The following is a 16,602-nucleotide window of genomic DNA, read 5'->3' on the forward strand; positions in this document are numbered from 1 at the left end:
GAAGACACTTGCGCCCGCCGTCGTTCCTGACACGCATGACGAACGAGTGGTCCCGTCGGCGCGCGCTCGCGGTCGCCGGCGCGGCGCTGGTCGCCGGCTGTAGCGGCGCGCCCTCCTCCGACGCGCCGGGCGGCGACGGCGCGCCCGCCGGCGGCGACGCGGACACGCCGACGCCCGAACCGACGCCGGTCCCCGAACCCGACACCGCGTTCACCCCCAGCGAGTGGACGGCGCCGACGGACGCCCCCGCCCGCGACGTGGAGCGGACGGTGCTCGTCGAGAACCTCGAGGTGCCGTGGGACGTCTCCGTCGCCGCCAACGGCGACCTGTTCGTGACCGAGCGGGTCGGTCGCGTCAGCCGGTTCGCGGACGGCGACCTCGACACCGTGTTCGCCCCCGCCGACGCCATCGACGCCGAAGCCGTCCCGCAGGACCAGACCGAACAGCAGTGGTGGGTGCAGGGCGGCGAGGGCGGCACCCTCGGCGTCGCCGTCCACCCCGACTACCCCGACGTGGAGGTGCTGTACGTCTACTACACCGCGCAGGTGGACGACGGCGGGAAGCGCAACCGCGTCTCCCGGTTCGACCTGTCGGCCGACGACCCCGCGGCGACCGAACGGGTCGTCGTCGGCGACGTCGCCGCCAACCAGTTCCACAACGGCGGTCGGATCGCGTTCGGCCCCCGCGGCTACCTGTGGGTGACGCTCGGCGACGCCGGCGAGGACGCGCTGGCGGCCGACCCCGGCGCGCTCCCGGGTCGGTGCTGCGCGTCACCGCGAACGGCGAGCCCGCGCCCGACAACCCCGACATCGACGGCGGCGACCCGCGCGTGTTCACGTACGGCCACCGCAACCCGCAGGGGCTCGTGTGGCTCCCCGACGGCACGCCGCTCGTCAACGAACACGGGCCGGCCGGCCACGACGAGGTGAATCGCCTCGTCCCCGGCGGCTTCTACGGGTGGCCCGACACCCGCAAGCCCGACGAGTACGCCGCGCTGTCCGCCGACAGCGACGTGCGCCGCCCGCTCGCGAACACGCAGAGCACGACGTGGGCGCCGACCGGCTCGCTGTTCTACACCGGCGACGCCGTCCCCTCGTGGCGCAACCGGATGGTGATCGGCGGCCTCCGGAGCCAGCAACTGGTGGTGCTCACGCTGTCGCCGCCCGACGCGGGGCTGCCCCCGCTGAGCGAGCGCGGCCGCCGCTTCGACGCCGACTGGCTCGACGACGCGTACACCGCCACCGCCCACCCGCTGTTGACCGACGAGTTGGGCCGCATCCGCCACGTCGAGCAGGGGCGCGACGGCGAACTGTACGTGATCACCTCCAACCGGGACGGCCGCTCGGGCGAGGGCGGGTTCCCGAAGGAGAACCACGACGTGCTGGTGAAGCTGGAGGCGGCCGAATGAGCCGCCGCCGGACACTCCTCGTCGGCGCCGCGGTCCTCGCGCTCGTCGTCGCCGGCGTCGCGCCCGCGCTCGGCGCGGACGCCTCGGCCGCCCGGACGCAGTCGGAGCCGCTCAACCCCTGTGTCGGCACGATCGACGCCGACCGCGCCCCCGACGCGACGACGCTCGTCTCGATCCAGGGCGCCCGCGGCGGCGGCAAGACCGCGGCGATGACGTTCGGCGTCGCGCCGAACGGGTCGATCCACGGCGTCCACAACGACAGCGCCGCCGGGCGCTGGTGGGAGTACGATGTCGACCCGCTCCCCAACGGCGAACTGCTGATGGCGACGACGGAGCCGGGGATCACCGTCGTCGAACGGATCGACCCCGCGACCGGCGAGCACACCGACGTCACCCGCCTCCAGAACGTCGAGGACGCCCACGACGTGGACTACCTCGGCGACGGCGAGTTCGCCACCGTCGACAAGGGCGACGAGCGCAACCGCGTGCTGATCTACGACCGGTCGGGCGAGATCGTCTGGCAGTGGCGCTTCGACGAGCACACCGACCGCTTCCCGCGCGACGGCGGCGGCCCCTACGGCGAGGACTGGACCCACGTCAACGACGTCGACCTCGTCGGCGAGGACACCCTCGTCGTCTCCGTGCGCAACTTCGACCAGGTGATCGCCATCGACCGCGCGACCAAAGAGATCGAGTGGACGCTCGGCGCGGACGACGACTACGAGGTGCTGAACGAGCAGCACAACCCCGACGTGATCGTCGGGGAGAACGGCACCGTCTCGGTGCTCGTCGCCGACTCCGAGAACGACCGCGTCGTCGAGTACCGCCGCACCGACGACGGCGGCTGGGAGCGCACGTGGACGATGCGCGGCGGCGGCCTCCACGAGCCGCGCGACGCCGACCGCCTCCCGAACGGCAACACGCTGATCACCGACCGCCGCGGCCACCGCATCGTCGAGGTGACGCCCCGCGGCGACGTCGTCTGGGAGGTGTACGCGCCGTGGCAGCCGTACGACGCCGAGCGCGTCGGCACCGCCCCCGGCTCCGACGGCCCGACGATGGCGCAGGTCGGGGCGACCGGCGCGTACGAGGTGACCGGCAGCGCCGACGTCGACACCGCCGACATCGAGGCGTGTTACGCCTACCTCACCGGGTTCGAGGGGAGCCGGCTCGTCCCCGACGACGAACTGTGGGGCACGGGCGGCGACCTGTTCGCGTCGCCGACGGCGACGCCCGGCGACGACACGGCCGCCGACGGCGACGACGCGACCGGCGACCGCGCGTGGACGACCGTCCCGCCGGAGTCGGCCATCGACGTGCCGGGCTTCGGCGTCGGCGCGGCGCTCGCCGCGCTGGCGGCGCTGACGACGGCGCTGGCGGTCGTGACCGTGCGACGGCGCGGGTGAGGCGACGGCGCGGGGAGGGCGGCACCGACCGTTCGCGCCCCTCCCGCGGTCAGCGGAACCGGTCCAGCCCCGCCTGCCGGCGCACCGCGCCCGGCGGGTCGCGCACCCACGGCGTCCGCGCGTCGCGCAGCGCCGCGGCGTCGTCGTCGTCCGCCGCCGGCTCGGCCGGCTCCCACCCCGGACACGCCTCGCCGCAGTCGCTCGCGGGGTCGACGACGCGACCGAAGTGGGCACAGCGCGGACGACCGTCGCCGTCGGCGGCGCAGTTCGCGCACGCCGGGAACTCGTACGTCCGCCAGCCCTTGCCGTAGGCGCGCTCGGCGACCCGGCGGCGCTTGCGGGCCTTCTCCGCGGGACTCACCAGCGCCACGTCGGTCCTGCCGGGGTGTTCGGCGAGCAGTTCGACGCCGGGCGCGTCGGGGTCGAGCGGCGTCGCCTCGCGGACGACCTCGCGCTCGTCGGTGTCCGGGTGGAACCGCCAGACGCCGACCGCCTCGGGGATGCGGTTCAGGTGCGCGCCGGTGACGTGGCTCTCGGTCGCGAGCACGACCCGGTCGAACAGCCCGAGGCTCGCGTCGACGCGGAGCTGTCGTTCGAGGTCGCCCGGGCGAGCGAGGTCGGGCTTGTTCTCGACCGCGACCAGTTCGCCGACCCAGTCGTCGGGGTACCGCGTCGCCTGCCGGACGTACCGCTTGCCGCCGCGGCGCTCCTCGACGAAGAAGCCGCACGCGACCGCCTCGTCGACGACGTCGCGGGCGCGCTCGGGGTGGCCGTCGACCGCGCGGGCGGCCGGGACCGCCTCGCCGACGCCGGCGGCCGATTCGACGGCCGCCGTCGGGATCGCACGCTCGGTGATCCGGGCGCGGTCGTCGAACCCGGGCCCGGGGACGACGCCGACCACGTCGACGACGCGGCTCCCCGGCGCCGCGACGGCGCCGCCGAGCTGGCGCGCGAGCACCCAGTCGGTCTCCCGTTCGAGGTGGGCACACAGCGCCAACTCGAACCCGAACTCCATACCCCAGCCGGGGACCGGACGGGTAAAAACGCTCGTCCGGGCGATCGCCCCGGCGACCGGTCCACCCGTCCCGGGGTCCGCGTCGGCCGGACCGACGGCCGTCCGAGCGGACGGATCCCCGACTCTCGGGGTTGATACCCGGAACGAAGCGGTTTTGTGGGTGTCGCGACGCGCGGCCTGCATGGACAGACGACGATTCCTCGCGGGCGCGCTCGCCGCGGGCGCCGCGGGGCTCGCCGGCTGTAGTACCGCCAGCGGAGCCGTCAGGCCGCCGGAGCTCCCCGAACAGCGGCTCGAGGAGGGCGGCTGGGAACGGACGAGCGCCGACACCGAGGAGGTGTTCTCGCGGACGGTCGGGGGGACCGACGTCTCCGCGACCGCCGTCACGCGCGTGTTCGACGACGTCGCCCTGCGCGAGGCGGTTCGCGAGCGGACGCTCGGCGCGCTCGACGCCCCGCTCGCGAACTTCTTCGCGGCCCGGATCGCCTTCTCGCCGAACCTCGCGGACGTGCCCGTCGCGTCGGTGCGCGAGGAGTTGGCCGCCCGGGCCGGCGAGGCCGCTCGCGGGCAGTTCGAGGCGCAGTTGGAGGCGGCGGGGCTGACGGACGTGTCCGCCAGCGACGCCGGCACGCTCACCGTCGCGACGGGCGAGGAGGCGGCGCTGACCGAGTACACCGCCGCCTTCGAGTTCGACGCCATCTCCTTCGAGGTGCGCGGCGAGCCGATCAGCCTCGAAGGCGGGCGTGTCGACGTCGAGGGGGTGCTCGCGTCGTGGATCCACGACGGCGGCCTCCTCCTGTCGGGCGGCGCCTACCCGGCACAGAACGTCGCTCGGACCGTCGAACGGGAGCTCTCGGAGGCGATCACCGTCTCGGTCGACGTCGACCTCGGGCTCGAACCAGAGCGGTACGCCGACGAGGTCGCGTCGCTCGTCGAGCGCGTCGAGTGAGCCGCCGCCGGCCGGCGATCCCCGCGACTCCCGCCCGGACCGCCGGATGCACAAGCGGTTAGTCGCCCCCCGCCGACCCGGCGCGTATGCGAACCACCGACGCCTTCGTCGCCCTCAGGTGTATCGACTGCGGCGAGCGGCACGACCCGGAGACGGTGACCCACCGGTGTCCGGACTGCGGCGGCATCACGGACCCGGAGTACGACCTCGACGCCGTCGACCTCTCCCGGGAGGAACTGGCGGCGCGCCCGTTCGACTCGCTGTGGCGCTACGAGGAGCTGCTGCCGTTCCCGCGGGAGACGGCCGTCACGCTCGGGGAGGGCGCGACCCCGCTCGTCGAGTGTCCCACACTCGCCGAGCGCATGGGCGTCGGGGCGGTGTACATCAAAGACGAGGGGCGCAACCCGACGGGCACGTTCAAGGACCGCGGCCAGACGGGCGCGCTCACCGCCGCCGTCGAACACGGCGCCGACGCGATCGCGCTCAACAGCGCCGGCAACGCGGGGCAGGCGGCCGCGGCGTACGCCGCCCGCGCGGGACTCGACGCGCACGTGTTCCTCCCCGACCGCGCCGGCTTCACCCAGAAGGCGATGACGGAGGTCCACGGCGGCGACCTCCGGATCGCGGAGGGGGAGATCACCGACGCCGGCGCGGAGTACGCCGCCGCGATGGAAGCCGGCAACGAGGGCGCCGAGGCGGGCTGGTACTCGACGAAGACGTTCGTCACGCCGTACCGCCACGACGTGAAGAAGACGATGGCGTTCGAGACGATCGAGCAACTCGACTGGGACGTGCCCGACGCCGTCGTCTACCCGACCGGCGGCGGTGTCGGCCTGATCGGGATGCACAAGGCCGCCACCGAGTTCCGCGAGTTGGGGTTCACCGACTCGCTGCCGGGGATGTACGCCGCACAGGCGGAGGGCTGTGCGCCGGTCGTCCGCGCGTTCGAGGAGGGCGCCGCGGTCCACGAGGCGTGGACGGAGATCACGACGGTCTGCAACGGGATCGCGGTGCCGGACCCCGGCGCGTCGCCGTGGATCCTCGACGCCATCGCGGAGTCCGACGGCGGCGCGGTCGCGACGAGCGACGGGGCCATCCTCGACGCCGCGATCGAGGTCGCACGGACGGAGGGCATCGAGGTCGGGGCGACGTGCGCGTCGGCGGTGTCGGGCGCGTTCGAGTTGGCCGAGCGCGGCGAGTTCGACGAGGACGACACCGTGGTCCTGCTCAACACCGGCGCCGGCAACAAGGACGTGGACACGCTCCGGAGCCACCTCGGGGCGCGCGAGGAGGCGGCGACGGAGGCCGAGTAGGCGAACCGACGCCCTCGGCGAGGGTTCTTCTGCGAGGCCGGGACCAGTCGGCCGCGATGTAGCCACTCGCCGCCACTCCGACACGTTCGCCACACAGCCGCGGCTCCGAGACGTAGACCGGGCGGCTCGGGTGAATCCCTCGTCACACGGGGCTCGGTGGGGGTAACCCTCGTCACGGCCGCCCGCTGGGACGTAACCGGTCGGCGCGTATCACTCCTTTCCATCGCGGTCGCCGTCGCCGTCCCACGCGGCCAGCCGGCGGTGCTCCCCGGCGACCCCGCGGACCGCCTCCCCGTCGACCGCGCCGTCCTCCGTGACGACGGTCACGCACTCGCCCGGCGTCCGGTCGAACAGCGGCGCGTACGCGCCAACCCCGCGGGCGTCTCGAACGCGGCCCGCTCGGGGTGGAACTCGCCCCCGGTGCGACCTTGTCGCGGGCGGTCGCCGCGTACACCGGCACCCCCTCGCGTGCCGCCGCCAGCGCCAGTCCGCGCGTGCCGACCTTGTTCGCGACCGAGCCGTCGGGGAACACCGCGTCGGCGCCGACGAGCGCCGCGTCCACCGCCCCGTCCGCGAGCAGCGACGCGACCGCCGAGTCCGGCACCAGCGTCACCTCGCGCTCGCCGTCGGCCGCCAGCGACGCGGCCGCCTCGCGCCCCTCGCCGCCCGGCCGCGACTCGGCGACGAACACCGGCCCGTCGAGCGCCGCGAGCGCCGCGGCGACGGTGCCCGAGCGCGACAGCGTGAGCACCGCCGGCGCGTCGCCGTGTCCCCGGAGCACCCGGACCGCCTCACGCGCCGCGCGTTCGTCGGCGCCCGCGGCCGTCCCGACGGCGTCGCTCGCGCGGTCGCGGACCGCCCCGGGCGTCCGGGCCGCCTCGTGCATCACTCGGTTCACCCGGGTCGCGAGCGCGGTCATCCCGGGGCGGGCGTCGCGGAGCGCGCGGGCGACCGCGGCGACGCCCTCCCAGCCGTCGTCGGCGTCGTCGGCCGCCGCCGCGGCCGCCGCGTCCCGCAGCGCCTCGAGCGCCCGCACGGACACCGCGGCGGAGCCGTGCGTCCGGTCGGCGGCGACCGTCTCGACGGTCGGCCCGACGGCGCGGTAGGCGTCCCACAGCCGCGGCACCGTCTCGCGCGCCAGCATCGCCGGCGGCCGGACCCACTCGACGGCGGCGAGTTCCTCGCTCGGCCGCACCGAACGGGTCGCGCAGTCGAACAGGAACGGGTGGACCGTGAACGAGCCCTCCGGACCGTCGACGTCGACGGGGTCGCCGCGCCGGACGAGCGTCAGGTCGTCCGCCGCGACGCCGGTCTCCTCGCGCACCTCGCGGACGGCGTCGGCGAGCGGGTCGGCGGCGTCGCCCGTCGCGTAGCCGGCGACGCCGCCCCAGCGGCCGGGGTAGCTGCTGGCCGCGTCGCTCCGGCGGACGAGGAGGAGTTCGCCGCGGTTCCGGAGGAACGCGGCGACGACGTGAGCCATGCCCGGGTGTGGGTCGGCGACGACTTCGGCGTACCGGCGTCCCGAGCCCCCCAGCGGGGCGACGCGAACACCGGATACGTGTACCACCACCGGCGCGCTTTTGCGGGCGACGGCCGCAGACGCGGTATGGAGCTATTCGCCGTCCCCGACCTCCCGGAGGTCCGGGAGGGGGACGACCTCGCGGCGCTGATCCGCGACCGGGTCGACCTCCGGCCCGACGACGTGGTGTGTGTCGCCTCGACGGTCGTCTCGAAGGCCGAGGGTCGCGCCGCCGACCTCGACGAGTTCCCGCCGGGCCCCCGGGCCCGCGAGATCGCCGCCCGGCTCTCCGACATCTCGGGCGACGAGAAGGACCCTCGCTTCGCGCAGGCCGTGTTGGAGGAGTCGACCGAGGTGATCATGGAGGCGCCGTTCCTCCTCACCGAGACGCGCTTCGGCCACGTCGGCGTCAACGCCGGCATCGACCGGTCGAACGTCCCCGGCCACGACCTCCTCCTGCTCCCGAAACGCCCGTCGGAGTCGGCGGCGCGCATCCGCGAGGGCCTCCCGGCCGACCGCGTGCTCGTCACCGACACCTGCGGGCGGCCGTTCCGCCACGGCCAGCGCGGCGTCGCCGTCGGCTGGGCCGGGATGGCGCCCGCCCGCGACTGGCGCGGCGAGGGCGACCGCGACGGGCGCGAACTCGGCGTGACCGTCGAGAACGTCGCCGACGAACTCGCCGCCGCCGCGAACCTCGTCGCCGGCGAGGGCGACGACGGCACGCCGGTCGTCGTCGTCCGCGGCTTCGAGTGGGGCGACCACGGCGAGTCCGACGCTCACTTCCGCGACGTCGACGGCGACCTGATCCGGCAGGCCGTCCGGGGGTGGTCGTTCGATGCGTGAGTCGACCGACCCGATGTTGGGGATCGAACTCGCGCCCGAACACCCGGTCGACCGGATGGTCGAGTTGGGCACGCGCGCCGAGGACGCGGGCTTCGACTCGCTGTTCGTCTCCCACCACTACAACAACCGAGACGCGTTCTCCGTGCTCTCCCGGCTGGCGGCGGCGACCGACGACGCCCGCCTCGGCCCGGGCGTCGTGAACCCGCTGGAGTTCCACCCGGCGACGCTCGCCTCGAAGGTCGCGACGCTCGACGAGGCCAGCGGCGGCCGCGCCGTCTTCGGCGTCGGCCCCGGCGACCCCTCGACGCTCCGCAACCTCGGCCTCGCGGACGAGCGCGGCCTCCGCCCGGTGCTGGAGGCGTTCAAGACCGCCCGGAAGCTGTGGGCCGGCGAGCGCGTCGACGGCGCGTCGACGTTCGACGCCGCCGGCGCGGGCCTGAACTACGAGCCGCCGCAGGGCGCCGCCATCCCCGTCTACGTCGGCGGCGAGGGCCCGCACATGTGCCGGATGGCCGGCAAACACGCCGACGGCCTCCTGTTCAACGGCTCGCACCCGGACGACCTCGCGTGGGCCCGCGAGCAGGTCGAACAGGGGGTGGCTGACCGCCCCGACTCGCGCGGCGCCTTCGATCTCGCGGCGTACGCCGCCGTCAGCGTCGCCGCCGACGCGGAGGCGGCGCGGGAGGCCGCCCGGCCGCCCGTGGCGTTCATCGCCGCCGGCGCGGCGCCGCCCGTCCTCGACCGCCACGGCGTCGACGCCGGCGTCGCCGGGGAGATCGGCGACCACATCTCCGCCGGCGAGTTCTCCGCGGCGTTCGACCTCGTGACGCCGACGATGGTCGACGCGTTCTGCATGGCCGGCGACGCCGACGCGGTCGCCGAGCGGATGGCCGCGGTGCTGGAGCACGCCGATTCGTTGGTCGTCGGGTCGCCGCTCGGGCCGGACCTCGCGGAAGCGATCGAACTGGCGGCCGCGGCGGCCGCTCGCGCGGTCGGCGAGTAGTCGCGAGAAGGGTCCTTCGTCGTCGGGTCAGCGCTCGCCGCCCGCCCGGCGGTAGCGGCTCTGCGCCGCGAGGTCGCCGATGCCGAACTCGTAGCCGAGCGCGCCGAGCGCGAGGTAGCCGAGGACGGCCGAGGCGCCGCCGACGAACAGCGCGCCGAACAGGAACGAGACGAACGCGAGCGGGTCGCGCAGCGCCACCTCGGTCACGAAGATGACGATCAGGTCGATCACGCTCGTGACCAACTCGATCACGAAGTCGGTGACAGTTACCATACGCCGACCTCGGCCCCGCGGGAACTTGAGCGTTGATGTGTCGGCGCACCGGCGGCCGCGACGGGGCCGGCGTCGGCCCGGAGGGCAGGAGTTACGTCCGCCGGGGCGTCACCTCCGGGCGTGCCCGAGGACCGCTCGCTCGACGAGTTCGCGACCCCCGGCGGCGAGGACGGCGCCCCGGCCGGCGAGGACGACCCAGCCGCCGACGCCCCGGCCGCCGACGACGCCGTCGTCGACGCACAGCCGGACGCAGACCCCGAGGGCGACGCCGACGCCGACGACTCCGCCCCCGCCCCCGACGCGGTCGCCCCGGCCGAGGCGACGTACGACCACTCGCCCGACGGCGCCGCCTGTGCGGTCTGTGGCGGGACGACGACGCGCCGCTGGCGCGACGACCCCGGCTACGTCTGTGCGGACTGCAAGGAGTGGTGAGCGGCGCGGCCGCGGTCGCGCCGGTCGCCCGCGACGCGCCTACCCGGAGCCGTGGCGCTCGAACCCGTCGGCCAGCGTCGACGCCGGCAGCGACAGCACGGTCGGCCGGCCGTGCGGGCAGGCGTACGGCCGCTCGCACTCGCCGAGTCGCTCCACCAGTCGCGCCGCGGTCTCGCGGTCGAGCGCGTCGCCCGCCTTCAGCGACGGGTGACAGGCGAGGTCCGCAAGCAGGTCGTCGCGGAGCGCGTCGGCGCCCCCGCGCCCCGACGCCTCGCGCAGCTCCGTCGCGACGGTGCGAAGCGAGTCGGCGTCGGCGACGCGCCCGAGCGGCGCCGGCACCCGCGTGACCCGGTAGGTGGTCCCGCCGAAGGGGTCGACCGCGAAGCCGAGCTCCGCCAGTTCCTCGCGGTACGCCTCGACCGCCGCCGCCGTCGGCGGGTCAAGCGTCACCGTCTCGGCGGGGTCCACCTCCGCCGACGGCACGGCCTCGTCCGCGAGCGCCGCCCGTAGGCGTTCGAAGTTGACCCGCTCGTGGGCGGCGTGCTGGTCGACGACGACGAGGTCGTCGCCCGCCTCGCAGACGACGTACAGGTCCCGGAACACGCCGAGCACCTCGACGTCGGCGAACGCCGAGTCGGCCCCCTCGACGGGCGCCAGCGACGACTCGAGATCCATCGCCACCTCGCCCGATCGCCGGAGGTCCGCGGTCGTCAGCGCCTCGCGGACGCCCGCCTCGACTGCCTCACACACCGCGTCGCCGCCGCGGATCGCCACGCGGCGTTTCGCCGGGTGGACGTTCGGGTCCACCGCCCACGCCGGCAGCTCGATCCGGAGCGCCGCCACCGGTTCGCGCCCGCCCGGGAGGAGGCTCCCGTACCCACGGGCGACCGCCTTACGGAGGTCGTCGTCCCGGACCGGCCGCCCGTTCACGGCGACGTGGACGTGGTCGCGGGTCGACCGCGTCGTGGAGGGGTAGCAGAGCCGCCCCTCGACGGCGAGGTCGGCGTCGCGGTCCGCGAGGTCGACGGCGGCGCGGTGGGTGAGGTCGGTCGACGCCCCGCCCGCCTCGCGGCCGTACAGCGCGACGAGCGCGTCCCGCGTCCCGGTGCCGGGCGTCGACACGGTCTCGCGCCCGTCGTGGGTCAGCGAGAACGCCACGCCGGGCCGGGCCAGCGCGTACGCCGTCACGAGTTCGGAGATCCGGCCGAACTCCCGCGCGGGCGCCGCCAGCGACTCCCGTCTCGCGGGCCGGTCGCCGAACAGGTCCCGGACGACGACGGTCGTGCCGCGGGCGCGCCCGGCGTCCGCGACGGTCTTCTCCCCGTCGGCGACCGTCACGCGCGTGGCCACGGCGCCCCCGTCGCTCGTCGTCAGTTCGAGTGCGCCGGCGTCCGCGATGGCCGCCAGCGCCTCCCCGGAACCCCATCGTCGTCGCCGTCCGGAGGTCGTCGGCCGCCCGGATCTTGCTCGTCGTGTGCGGCTCGACCGCGCGGACGGCGTCCGCGCGCGCCATCCCGCGGCCGTCGTCGGCGACGCGGACCCGCTCGGTGCCGTCGCCGTCGACCGCCACGTCCACCCGGTCGGCGCCGGCGTCGAGCGCGTTGTCCACCAACTCCGCGACGACGCGCGCGGGCCGGGTGACGACCTCGCCGGCGGCGATGCGCTCGACGGTCGCCTCGTCGAGTTCGCGGACGGTTGGGGAGTCGCCGCCGGCGGCCCCGTCGCTCACGGTCGGTCACCGCCGTCGGGGTCGGCGTCGTCGGCGGCCGCCGCCTCCGCCCGTCGCTGGAGGTCGTGGAGGGTGTTCAGCGCCTCCAGCGGCGTCGTCTCCGCGAGGTGGAGCTCCCGGAGGTCGGCGACGAGGGCGGCGACCGCGCCGTCGCGGGCGGCGGGCGCCGTCGCCGGCCGCGTGGACGGGGCGTCCTCGGCGTCCTCCGCGTGTCCGTTCGTCGCCAGTTCGTCGAGCGTGCGCTGTGCGTCGTCCCCGCCGTCGCCGGCGCTCCCCGGCGTCCCGCTCCCGTCCTCGCGCGCGGCGGCCACGAGGTCGTGCGCGCGGGCGACGACCTCGTCGGGCACGCCCGCCAGCTCCGCGACCTCGACGCCGTACGACGCGGCGGCGGCGCCCTCGCGGATCCGGTGGAGGAACGTCACGTCGCCGTCGCGCTCGGTCGCCGCGAAGTGGCGGTTGACGACGCGCTCGTACTCGTCGGCGAGGTCGACGAGCCCGTGGTAGTGGGTCGCGAACAGCGTCGTCGCGCCCGACTCCTCGTGGAGGAACTCGACGGCCGCGCGGGCGATGGCGCGCCCGTCGGTCGTCGCGGTGCCCCGCCCCACCTCGTCGAGCAGCACCAGCGAGTCCGGCGTCGCGTCACAGAGGACGTCGGTCAGCTCGCGCATCTCGCGCATGAACGTCGACTCGCCGCCGGCGATGTCGTCGCTGGCGCCGACGCGGGTGAACACCCGGTCGACGACCGGGAGCCGGGCGGCGTCGGCGGGCACGAACGAGCCGGCCTGCGCGAGCACCACGCACAGCGCCACCTGCCGCATGTACGTCGACTTCCCGCTCATGTTCGGCCCGGTGATCACGGCGACGGTGCCGCGGGGGAGGGCGGCGTCGTTCGGGACGAACTCGGCGGCCGTCCCCTCGACGACCGGGTGTCGCGAGCGGTCGAGGTGGATCCCGTCGGCGCCCAGCTCGGGGCGCGTGTAGTCGCGCTCGACGGCGACCGTGGCGAGCGCCGCGAGCGCGTCGACGCGGGCGACGGCGTCCGCGAGCGCGCCGATCCGGTCGGTCTCGGCGGCGACGGCGTCGCGGAGGTCGACGAACAGCTCGTACTCCAGGGCGTCGGCGCGCTCCTCGGCGCCGAGGATCTCGTCCTCCCGGCGCTTCAGCTCCGGCGTGTAGAACCGCTCGCTGTTCTTCAGCGTCTGGCGGCGCGTGTAGTCGTCGGGCACCTTGTCGAGCCGGCCGTTCGTCACCTCGATGTAGTAGCCGTGGACGCTGTTGTACCCCACCTCCAGGTTGTCGATGCCGGTGCGCTCGCGCTCGCTCGCCTCCAGGTCGGCGACCCACTCGCGGCCCTCCCGGGCGGTGGCGCGGATCTCGTCCAACTCCCCGTCGTACCCCTCGCGGATCACGCCGCCCTCGGTGAGCTCCTGCGGCGGGTCCGGGACGACCGCCTCGTCGATCAGGTCGCGCAGGTCTTCGAGGGGGTCGAGCGCGTCCCGGACCCCCGCGAGCGCGTCGACGCCGGCGAGCGCCTCGCGCATCGCGGGCACCGCCGCGAGCGTGTCGTGGAGCGAGCGGAGGTCGCGGGCGGTCGCCCGGCCCCGCGAGACCCGGCCGACGAGGCGCTCGAGGTCGTAGGCGGCCGCGAGGGCGTCGCGCACGGCCTCGCGGACGAGCGTGCGCTCGGCGAACGCGGCGACGGCGTCGTGGCGGGCCGCGATGGCCTCGCGGTCGACGAGCGGGCGGCGCAGCCACGCCCGCAGGCGGCGCCGCCCCAGCGCCGAGCGCGTCTCGTCGAGCGTGTCGAACAGCGTCCGGCCGGAGTCGGCGTGGTTCTCGAACAGTTCGAGGCCGCGGAGGGCGGTCGCGTCCAGCCGCAGCGAGCGCCGGGGGTCGTACCGGCGGACGCGCCGGACGTACTCCAAGGCTCCCTCGTCGCCCTGTGTGTACTCGGCGTACGCGAGGAGCGCCCCCGCGGCGACGCGTTCGGCGGGGGCGAACCGGTCGGCTGCGGCGTAGCGGTCGAGCACCGCGCGGGCCGTCTCGGGGTCGAACGCCCCGTCATCGCGGTCGGTCACCATGCAGTCGGCGGCGTCGACGACGCCGTCGGGGACGCCGGGGCCGACGAGCAGTTCCGCGGGCGCGACCCGCGCGAGTTCCTCGTCGACGGCGGCGGCGTCCCCGGCCGTGACGGCGCACTCGCCGGTCGACACGTCGACGTAGGCGACGCCGTAGGCGGCGTCGGCGTCGGCGGCGTCGTCCGAACGGGTCGCGTCGCTCCCCGCCCGGGTCCCGGCCTCGGGTCCCTCGGCCGCGCGGGCGACGCAGGCGACGTACGTGTTCGACCCCTCGGCGAGCAGTTCCTCCTCGACGACCGTGCCGGGGGTGAGCACCTGCGTCACCGCGCGGTCGACGAGCCCGCTGGCCTGTTCGGCGTCCTCGACCTGGTCGGCGACGGCGACGCGGTAGTCGGCGTCGAGCAGCCGCCGGAGGTACTTCGGGGCGTTGTCGACGGGGACGCCGCAGGCGGTGTACGTGCCGGTGGAGTCCTCGCGCTCGATCCGGGTGAGTTCGCAGACGCGGGCCACCTCGTCGGCGGCCTCGCAGAACGCCTTGTAGAAGTCGCCGACGCGAAAGAGGACGACGCAGTCGTCGTACTCCTCGGCGACGTCGACGTACTGCGCGAGCATCGGCGTCAGCTCCTCGCGGCGCTCGCGCATCGTCGCCGGCGCTCCCGTGACCATCGTTGTTCGTGAGGCGGGCGGGCGAGCGGCGAAAGGGTTTCGCACCGCACGGGGCGTCGCTCCCCGAGGCGCCGACGCCCGGCGCGCCGCGGCCGTCGTCGCCGTCGGCACCCGCGACGCTCAGATCCCGATCTCGTCGTCGTCGCCGTCGGCGTCCCACACCCACTCGTCGCCGGTCAGCCGCGCCGACGAGCGCCGCACCGGCGGCGCGTCGAGCCCTCGGCGTAGTCGAAGCCGTACGTCGGCGGGGCGTACTCCTCGGGGTCGGCGAACGGCTCGTTCTTCCGGAAGCGTCGCGCCACGAGCACGACCGGCGTCCCGCCCGCGGCGACGCCGTCCACCTCCCGCAGCTCCTCCAGCCGGTACCACTGCGGCAGGCGCTCGCGGAGCTTCTCGCCGAACCGGGTGTCGCGGAACCGCCCCGCCACCCGGAGCGCGAGCGTCCCGTTCTCCGCGAGCCACTCGCCCGCCCGCTCGACGTACAGCGCGGAGGTGTCGTAGGTGTAGTACGCGGCGTCGTACGCCGCGTACGCCTCGGCCACGGGCCCCTCGGCAACGTCGCGCCGCAGCGTCGCCGGCGGCGCTCCGACGACGAAGCCGTAGTCCTCGCGCGCCAGCGCGGCCGCCGCGTCGCGCCCGGTGTCGGCGGGCGCCTCGCGGATCAGCGGGTCCGTACAGAACACCGGGAGCGGGCCGAGCGCGTACTCCGCGTCCGCCCGTCGCGCCGCCCGGTAGTCGCCGAGCAGGCGCACGAGCAGTCGCGTCTCCGTCACCCGACACGCCAGCGGGTCCGGGCTCGCGCCCGTCAGGCGCCCGCGGACGGCCGCGAGCCGCTCGGCCGGCCCGGCGTCGCCGAGCCGGTCGCGGAGACGGTCGGCGGCCGCCAGCAGGTACCGCCCGTCGCCGACCGCGGGGTCGAGGAGGTCGACCGGGTCGCCGTCGGCGGCGTCGCCGTCCGTGTCGCTGCGTCCGTCGATCGGCTCGCCGCTCCGGTAGCCGGCGGCGTCGAGCAGCGCGGGGACGAGCGGGTCCGGCGCGGCCGGGTCCGTGTCGATCCCCGGGAGGTCGGCCACCGAGAGCAGCCGGTCGTACACGGCGACCGCCCAGTCCGGGTCGTCGGGGAACGCGAAGTGGTCGAGGTACCGGACCGTCCGCGACAGCGCCGCCGCCACGCCGTCGTCGTCGAGCGCCCACCCCGCGAGGTCGGGCGCGCGCCGGTCGTGGACGGTCGCGAACCGTTCGCGGGCGACCCCGAACAGGTCGCCGGCGTCGCGGTCGACGCCCGCCGCGTCGGCGAACGTCTCGAAGCGCTCGACGGCCGCGCCGGACAGGGTGTCGCCGAGCAGGCCCGTCCCCTCGACCACCCGGACGAGCAGCGCCTCCTCGAGGAGTTGGAAGGCGACGACGCGGGCGAACGCCCGGCGGTTCTCCGACGGCGTGAACCCCGTGCGGCCGGCGCCGCGGACCCACGTGCCGTACGCGGCCCGGAGCCGGCGGGCGTCGGCGTGGGCGGCCTCGTGGGCGAGCAGACGGCGTCGGACCGGCCCCGCGGCCGTCTCGTCGCCGTCGCCGCCGGCGGCCCCCGCGCGGCCTCGCGCAGGTCGGCCGCGCGGTCGTCGAACGCCGCGGCCGCGCCGACGAGGCGCTCCTGTGCGTCGGCCACCGCCGGCGCGAGGACGTCCCCGAGGCAGTCGCGCAGCGTCCCGACGAGCGTCTCCAGTTCGTCGGCGGCGTCGGCGGCCGCGTCCGCGTCGTCGGCGTCGACCGGGCGCTCCGCGGGTGCTTCCGGTGCGGCTCCCGTGTCGGACGTGCCGGACGGCTCGGGTGCGGCCGCCGCGTCGGGGGCGTCGGCCGCCGCGGTCGGCTCGCCGGGGTCGGCCGGCGCCAGTTCGTCGGGCCGGAGGGCGGCCAGTTTCGCCACCGCGATCTGCGGGCCGGGGCGGAGCGTCTGGGACAGCTTCCCCGTCG

At 75.8% G+C, this 16,602-nt stretch carries 10 protein-coding genes and 3 pseudogenes; 7 read left to right on the forward strand and 6 right to left on the reverse strand.

Features of this window, described 5'->3' with window-relative positions; genetic code table 11:
• Positions 1–35 precede the first annotated feature (35 nt).
• A pseudogene (locus P0R35_RS13565) lies at positions 36–1,408 on the forward strand (PQQ-dependent sugar dehydrogenase).
• Positions 1,405–2,814 carry an aryl-sulfate sulfotransferase gene (locus P0R35_RS13570; RefSeq protein WP_284012967.1) on the forward strand — a complete coding sequence of 470 codons (1,410 nt, stop codon included), beginning with the start codon at positions 1,405–1,407 and terminating at the stop codon, positions 2,812–2,814. Before P0R35_RS13565 ends, P0R35_RS13570 begins: the two are co-directional and overlap by 4 nt.
• A 49-nt stretch (positions 2,815–2,863) precedes the next feature.
• On the opposite strand, the gene P0R35_RS13575 is transcribed toward P0R35_RS13570, so the two are convergent.
• Entirely contained in the window at positions 2,864–3,829 is a 966-nt protein-coding gene (locus tag P0R35_RS13575; RefSeq protein WP_284012968.1) for a DUF5787 family protein, read from the reverse strand.
• 181 nt (positions 3,830–4,010) lie between these two features.
• On the opposite strand from P0R35_RS13575, the gene P0R35_RS13580 reads away from it, so the two are divergent.
• Positions 4,011–4,778, forward strand: coding sequence for a DUF6517 family protein (locus P0R35_RS13580; protein WP_284012969.1), 768 nt, complete (start codon positions 4,011–4,013; stop codon positions 4,776–4,778).
• Between the two features lie 86 nt (positions 4,779–4,864).
• Positions 4,865–6,091 (forward strand): threonine synthase, encoded by a 1,227-nt coding sequence (locus tag P0R35_RS13585; protein ID WP_284012970.1) that lies wholly within the window; start codon positions 4,865–4,867, stop codon positions 6,089–6,091.
• A gap of 210 nt (positions 6,092–6,301) precedes the next feature.
• Here the strand turns inward: P0R35_RS13585 and P0R35_RS13590 are convergent.
• Positions 6,302–7,571: pseudogene (locus P0R35_RS13590) on the reverse strand (eIF2B alpha/beta/delta subunit family protein).
• Positions 7,572–7,697: 126 nt separating this feature from the next.
• On the opposite strand from P0R35_RS13590, the gene P0R35_RS13595 reads away from it, so the two are divergent.
• Entirely contained in the window at positions 7,698–8,453 is a 756-nt protein-coding gene (locus tag P0R35_RS13595; protein WP_284012972.1) for a coenzyme F420-0:L-glutamate ligase, read from the forward strand.
• A gap of 13 nt (positions 8,454–8,466) precedes the next feature.
• Entirely contained in the window at positions 8,467–9,456 is a 990-nt protein-coding gene (locus P0R35_RS13600) for a 5,10-methylenetetrahydromethanopterin reductase (RefSeq protein ID WP_284014651.1), read from the forward strand.
• A gap of 27 nt (positions 9,457–9,483) precedes the next feature.
• Here the strand turns inward: P0R35_RS13600 and P0R35_RS13605 are convergent, their stop codons facing one another.
• Complete coding sequence (locus tag P0R35_RS13605) at positions 9,484–9,729, reverse strand: DUF8024 family protein (protein ID WP_284012973.1); 246 nt, start codon at positions 9,727–9,729, stop codon at positions 9,484–9,486.
• 120 nt (positions 9,730–9,849) lie between these two features.
• Between P0R35_RS13605 and P0R35_RS13610 the strand changes: the two genes are divergently transcribed.
• Positions 9,850–10,161, forward strand: coding sequence for a DUF7573 domain-containing protein (locus P0R35_RS13610; protein WP_284012974.1), 312 nt, complete (start codon positions 9,850–9,852; stop codon positions 10,159–10,161).
• Between the two features lie 39 nt (positions 10,162–10,200).
• On the opposite strand, the pseudogene mutL reads toward P0R35_RS13610, so the two are convergent.
• The 3 genes and pseudogenes from mutL to P0R35_RS13625 form a co-directional block, all read right to left on the reverse strand.
• Positions 10,201–11,890, reverse strand: a pseudogene (gene mutL, locus P0R35_RS13615) (DNA mismatch repair endonuclease MutL).
• Positions 11,887–14,634, reverse strand: a complete 2,748-nt coding sequence (gene mutS, locus P0R35_RS13620; protein WP_284012975.1) for a DNA mismatch repair protein MutS — start codon at positions 14,632–14,634, stop codon at positions 11,887–11,889. Before mutS ends, mutL begins: the two are co-directional and overlap by 4 nt.
• Before the next feature lie 176 nt (positions 14,635–14,810).
• The gene (locus P0R35_RS13625; protein ID WP_284012976.1) at positions 14,811–15,998 is read right to left on the reverse strand and encodes a hypothetical protein; all 1,188 of its coding nucleotides are present in this window, start codon (positions 15,996–15,998) and stop codon (positions 14,811–14,813) included.
• Positions 15,999–16,602: the final 604 nt, after the last annotated feature.

The sequence above is a fragment of the Halobaculum litoreum genome (assembly GCF_030127125.1).
Classification (GTDB): domain Archaea; phylum Halobacteriota; class Halobacteria; order Halobacteriales; family Haloferacaceae; genus Halobaculum; species Halobaculum litoreum.

Excerpts from the sequence above, each read along its gene's own strand:
- P0R35_RS13570 (WP_284012967.1), top strand. The coding sequence starts at position 1,405 with ATGAGCCGCCGCCGGACACTCCTCGTCGGCGCCGCGGTCCTCGCGCTC.
- P0R35_RS13575 (WP_284012968.1), bottom strand. The coding sequence starts at position 3,829 with ATGGAGTTCGGGTTCGAGTTGGCGCTGTGTGCCCACCTCGAACGGGAG.
- P0R35_RS13580 (WP_284012969.1), top strand. The coding sequence starts at position 4,011 with ATGGACAGACGACGATTCCTCGCGGGCGCGCTCGCCGCGGGCGCCGCG.
- P0R35_RS13585 (WP_284012970.1), top strand. The coding sequence starts at position 4,865 with ATGCGAACCACCGACGCCTTCGTCGCCCTCAGGTGTATCGACTGCGGC.
- P0R35_RS13595 (WP_284012972.1), top strand. The coding sequence starts at position 7,698 with ATGGAGCTATTCGCCGTCCCCGACCTCCCGGAGGTCCGGGAGGGGGAC.
- P0R35_RS13600 (WP_284014651.1), top strand. The coding sequence starts at position 8,467 with ATGTTGGGGATCGAACTCGCGCCCGAACACCCGGTCGACCGGATGGTC.
- P0R35_RS13605 (WP_284012973.1), bottom strand. The coding sequence starts at position 9,729 with ATGGTAACTGTCACCGACTTCGTGATCGAGTTGGTCACGAGCGTGATC.
- mutS (WP_284012975.1), bottom strand. The coding sequence starts at position 14,634 with ATGGTCACGGGAGCGCCGGCGACGATGCGCGAGCGCCGCGAGGAGCTG.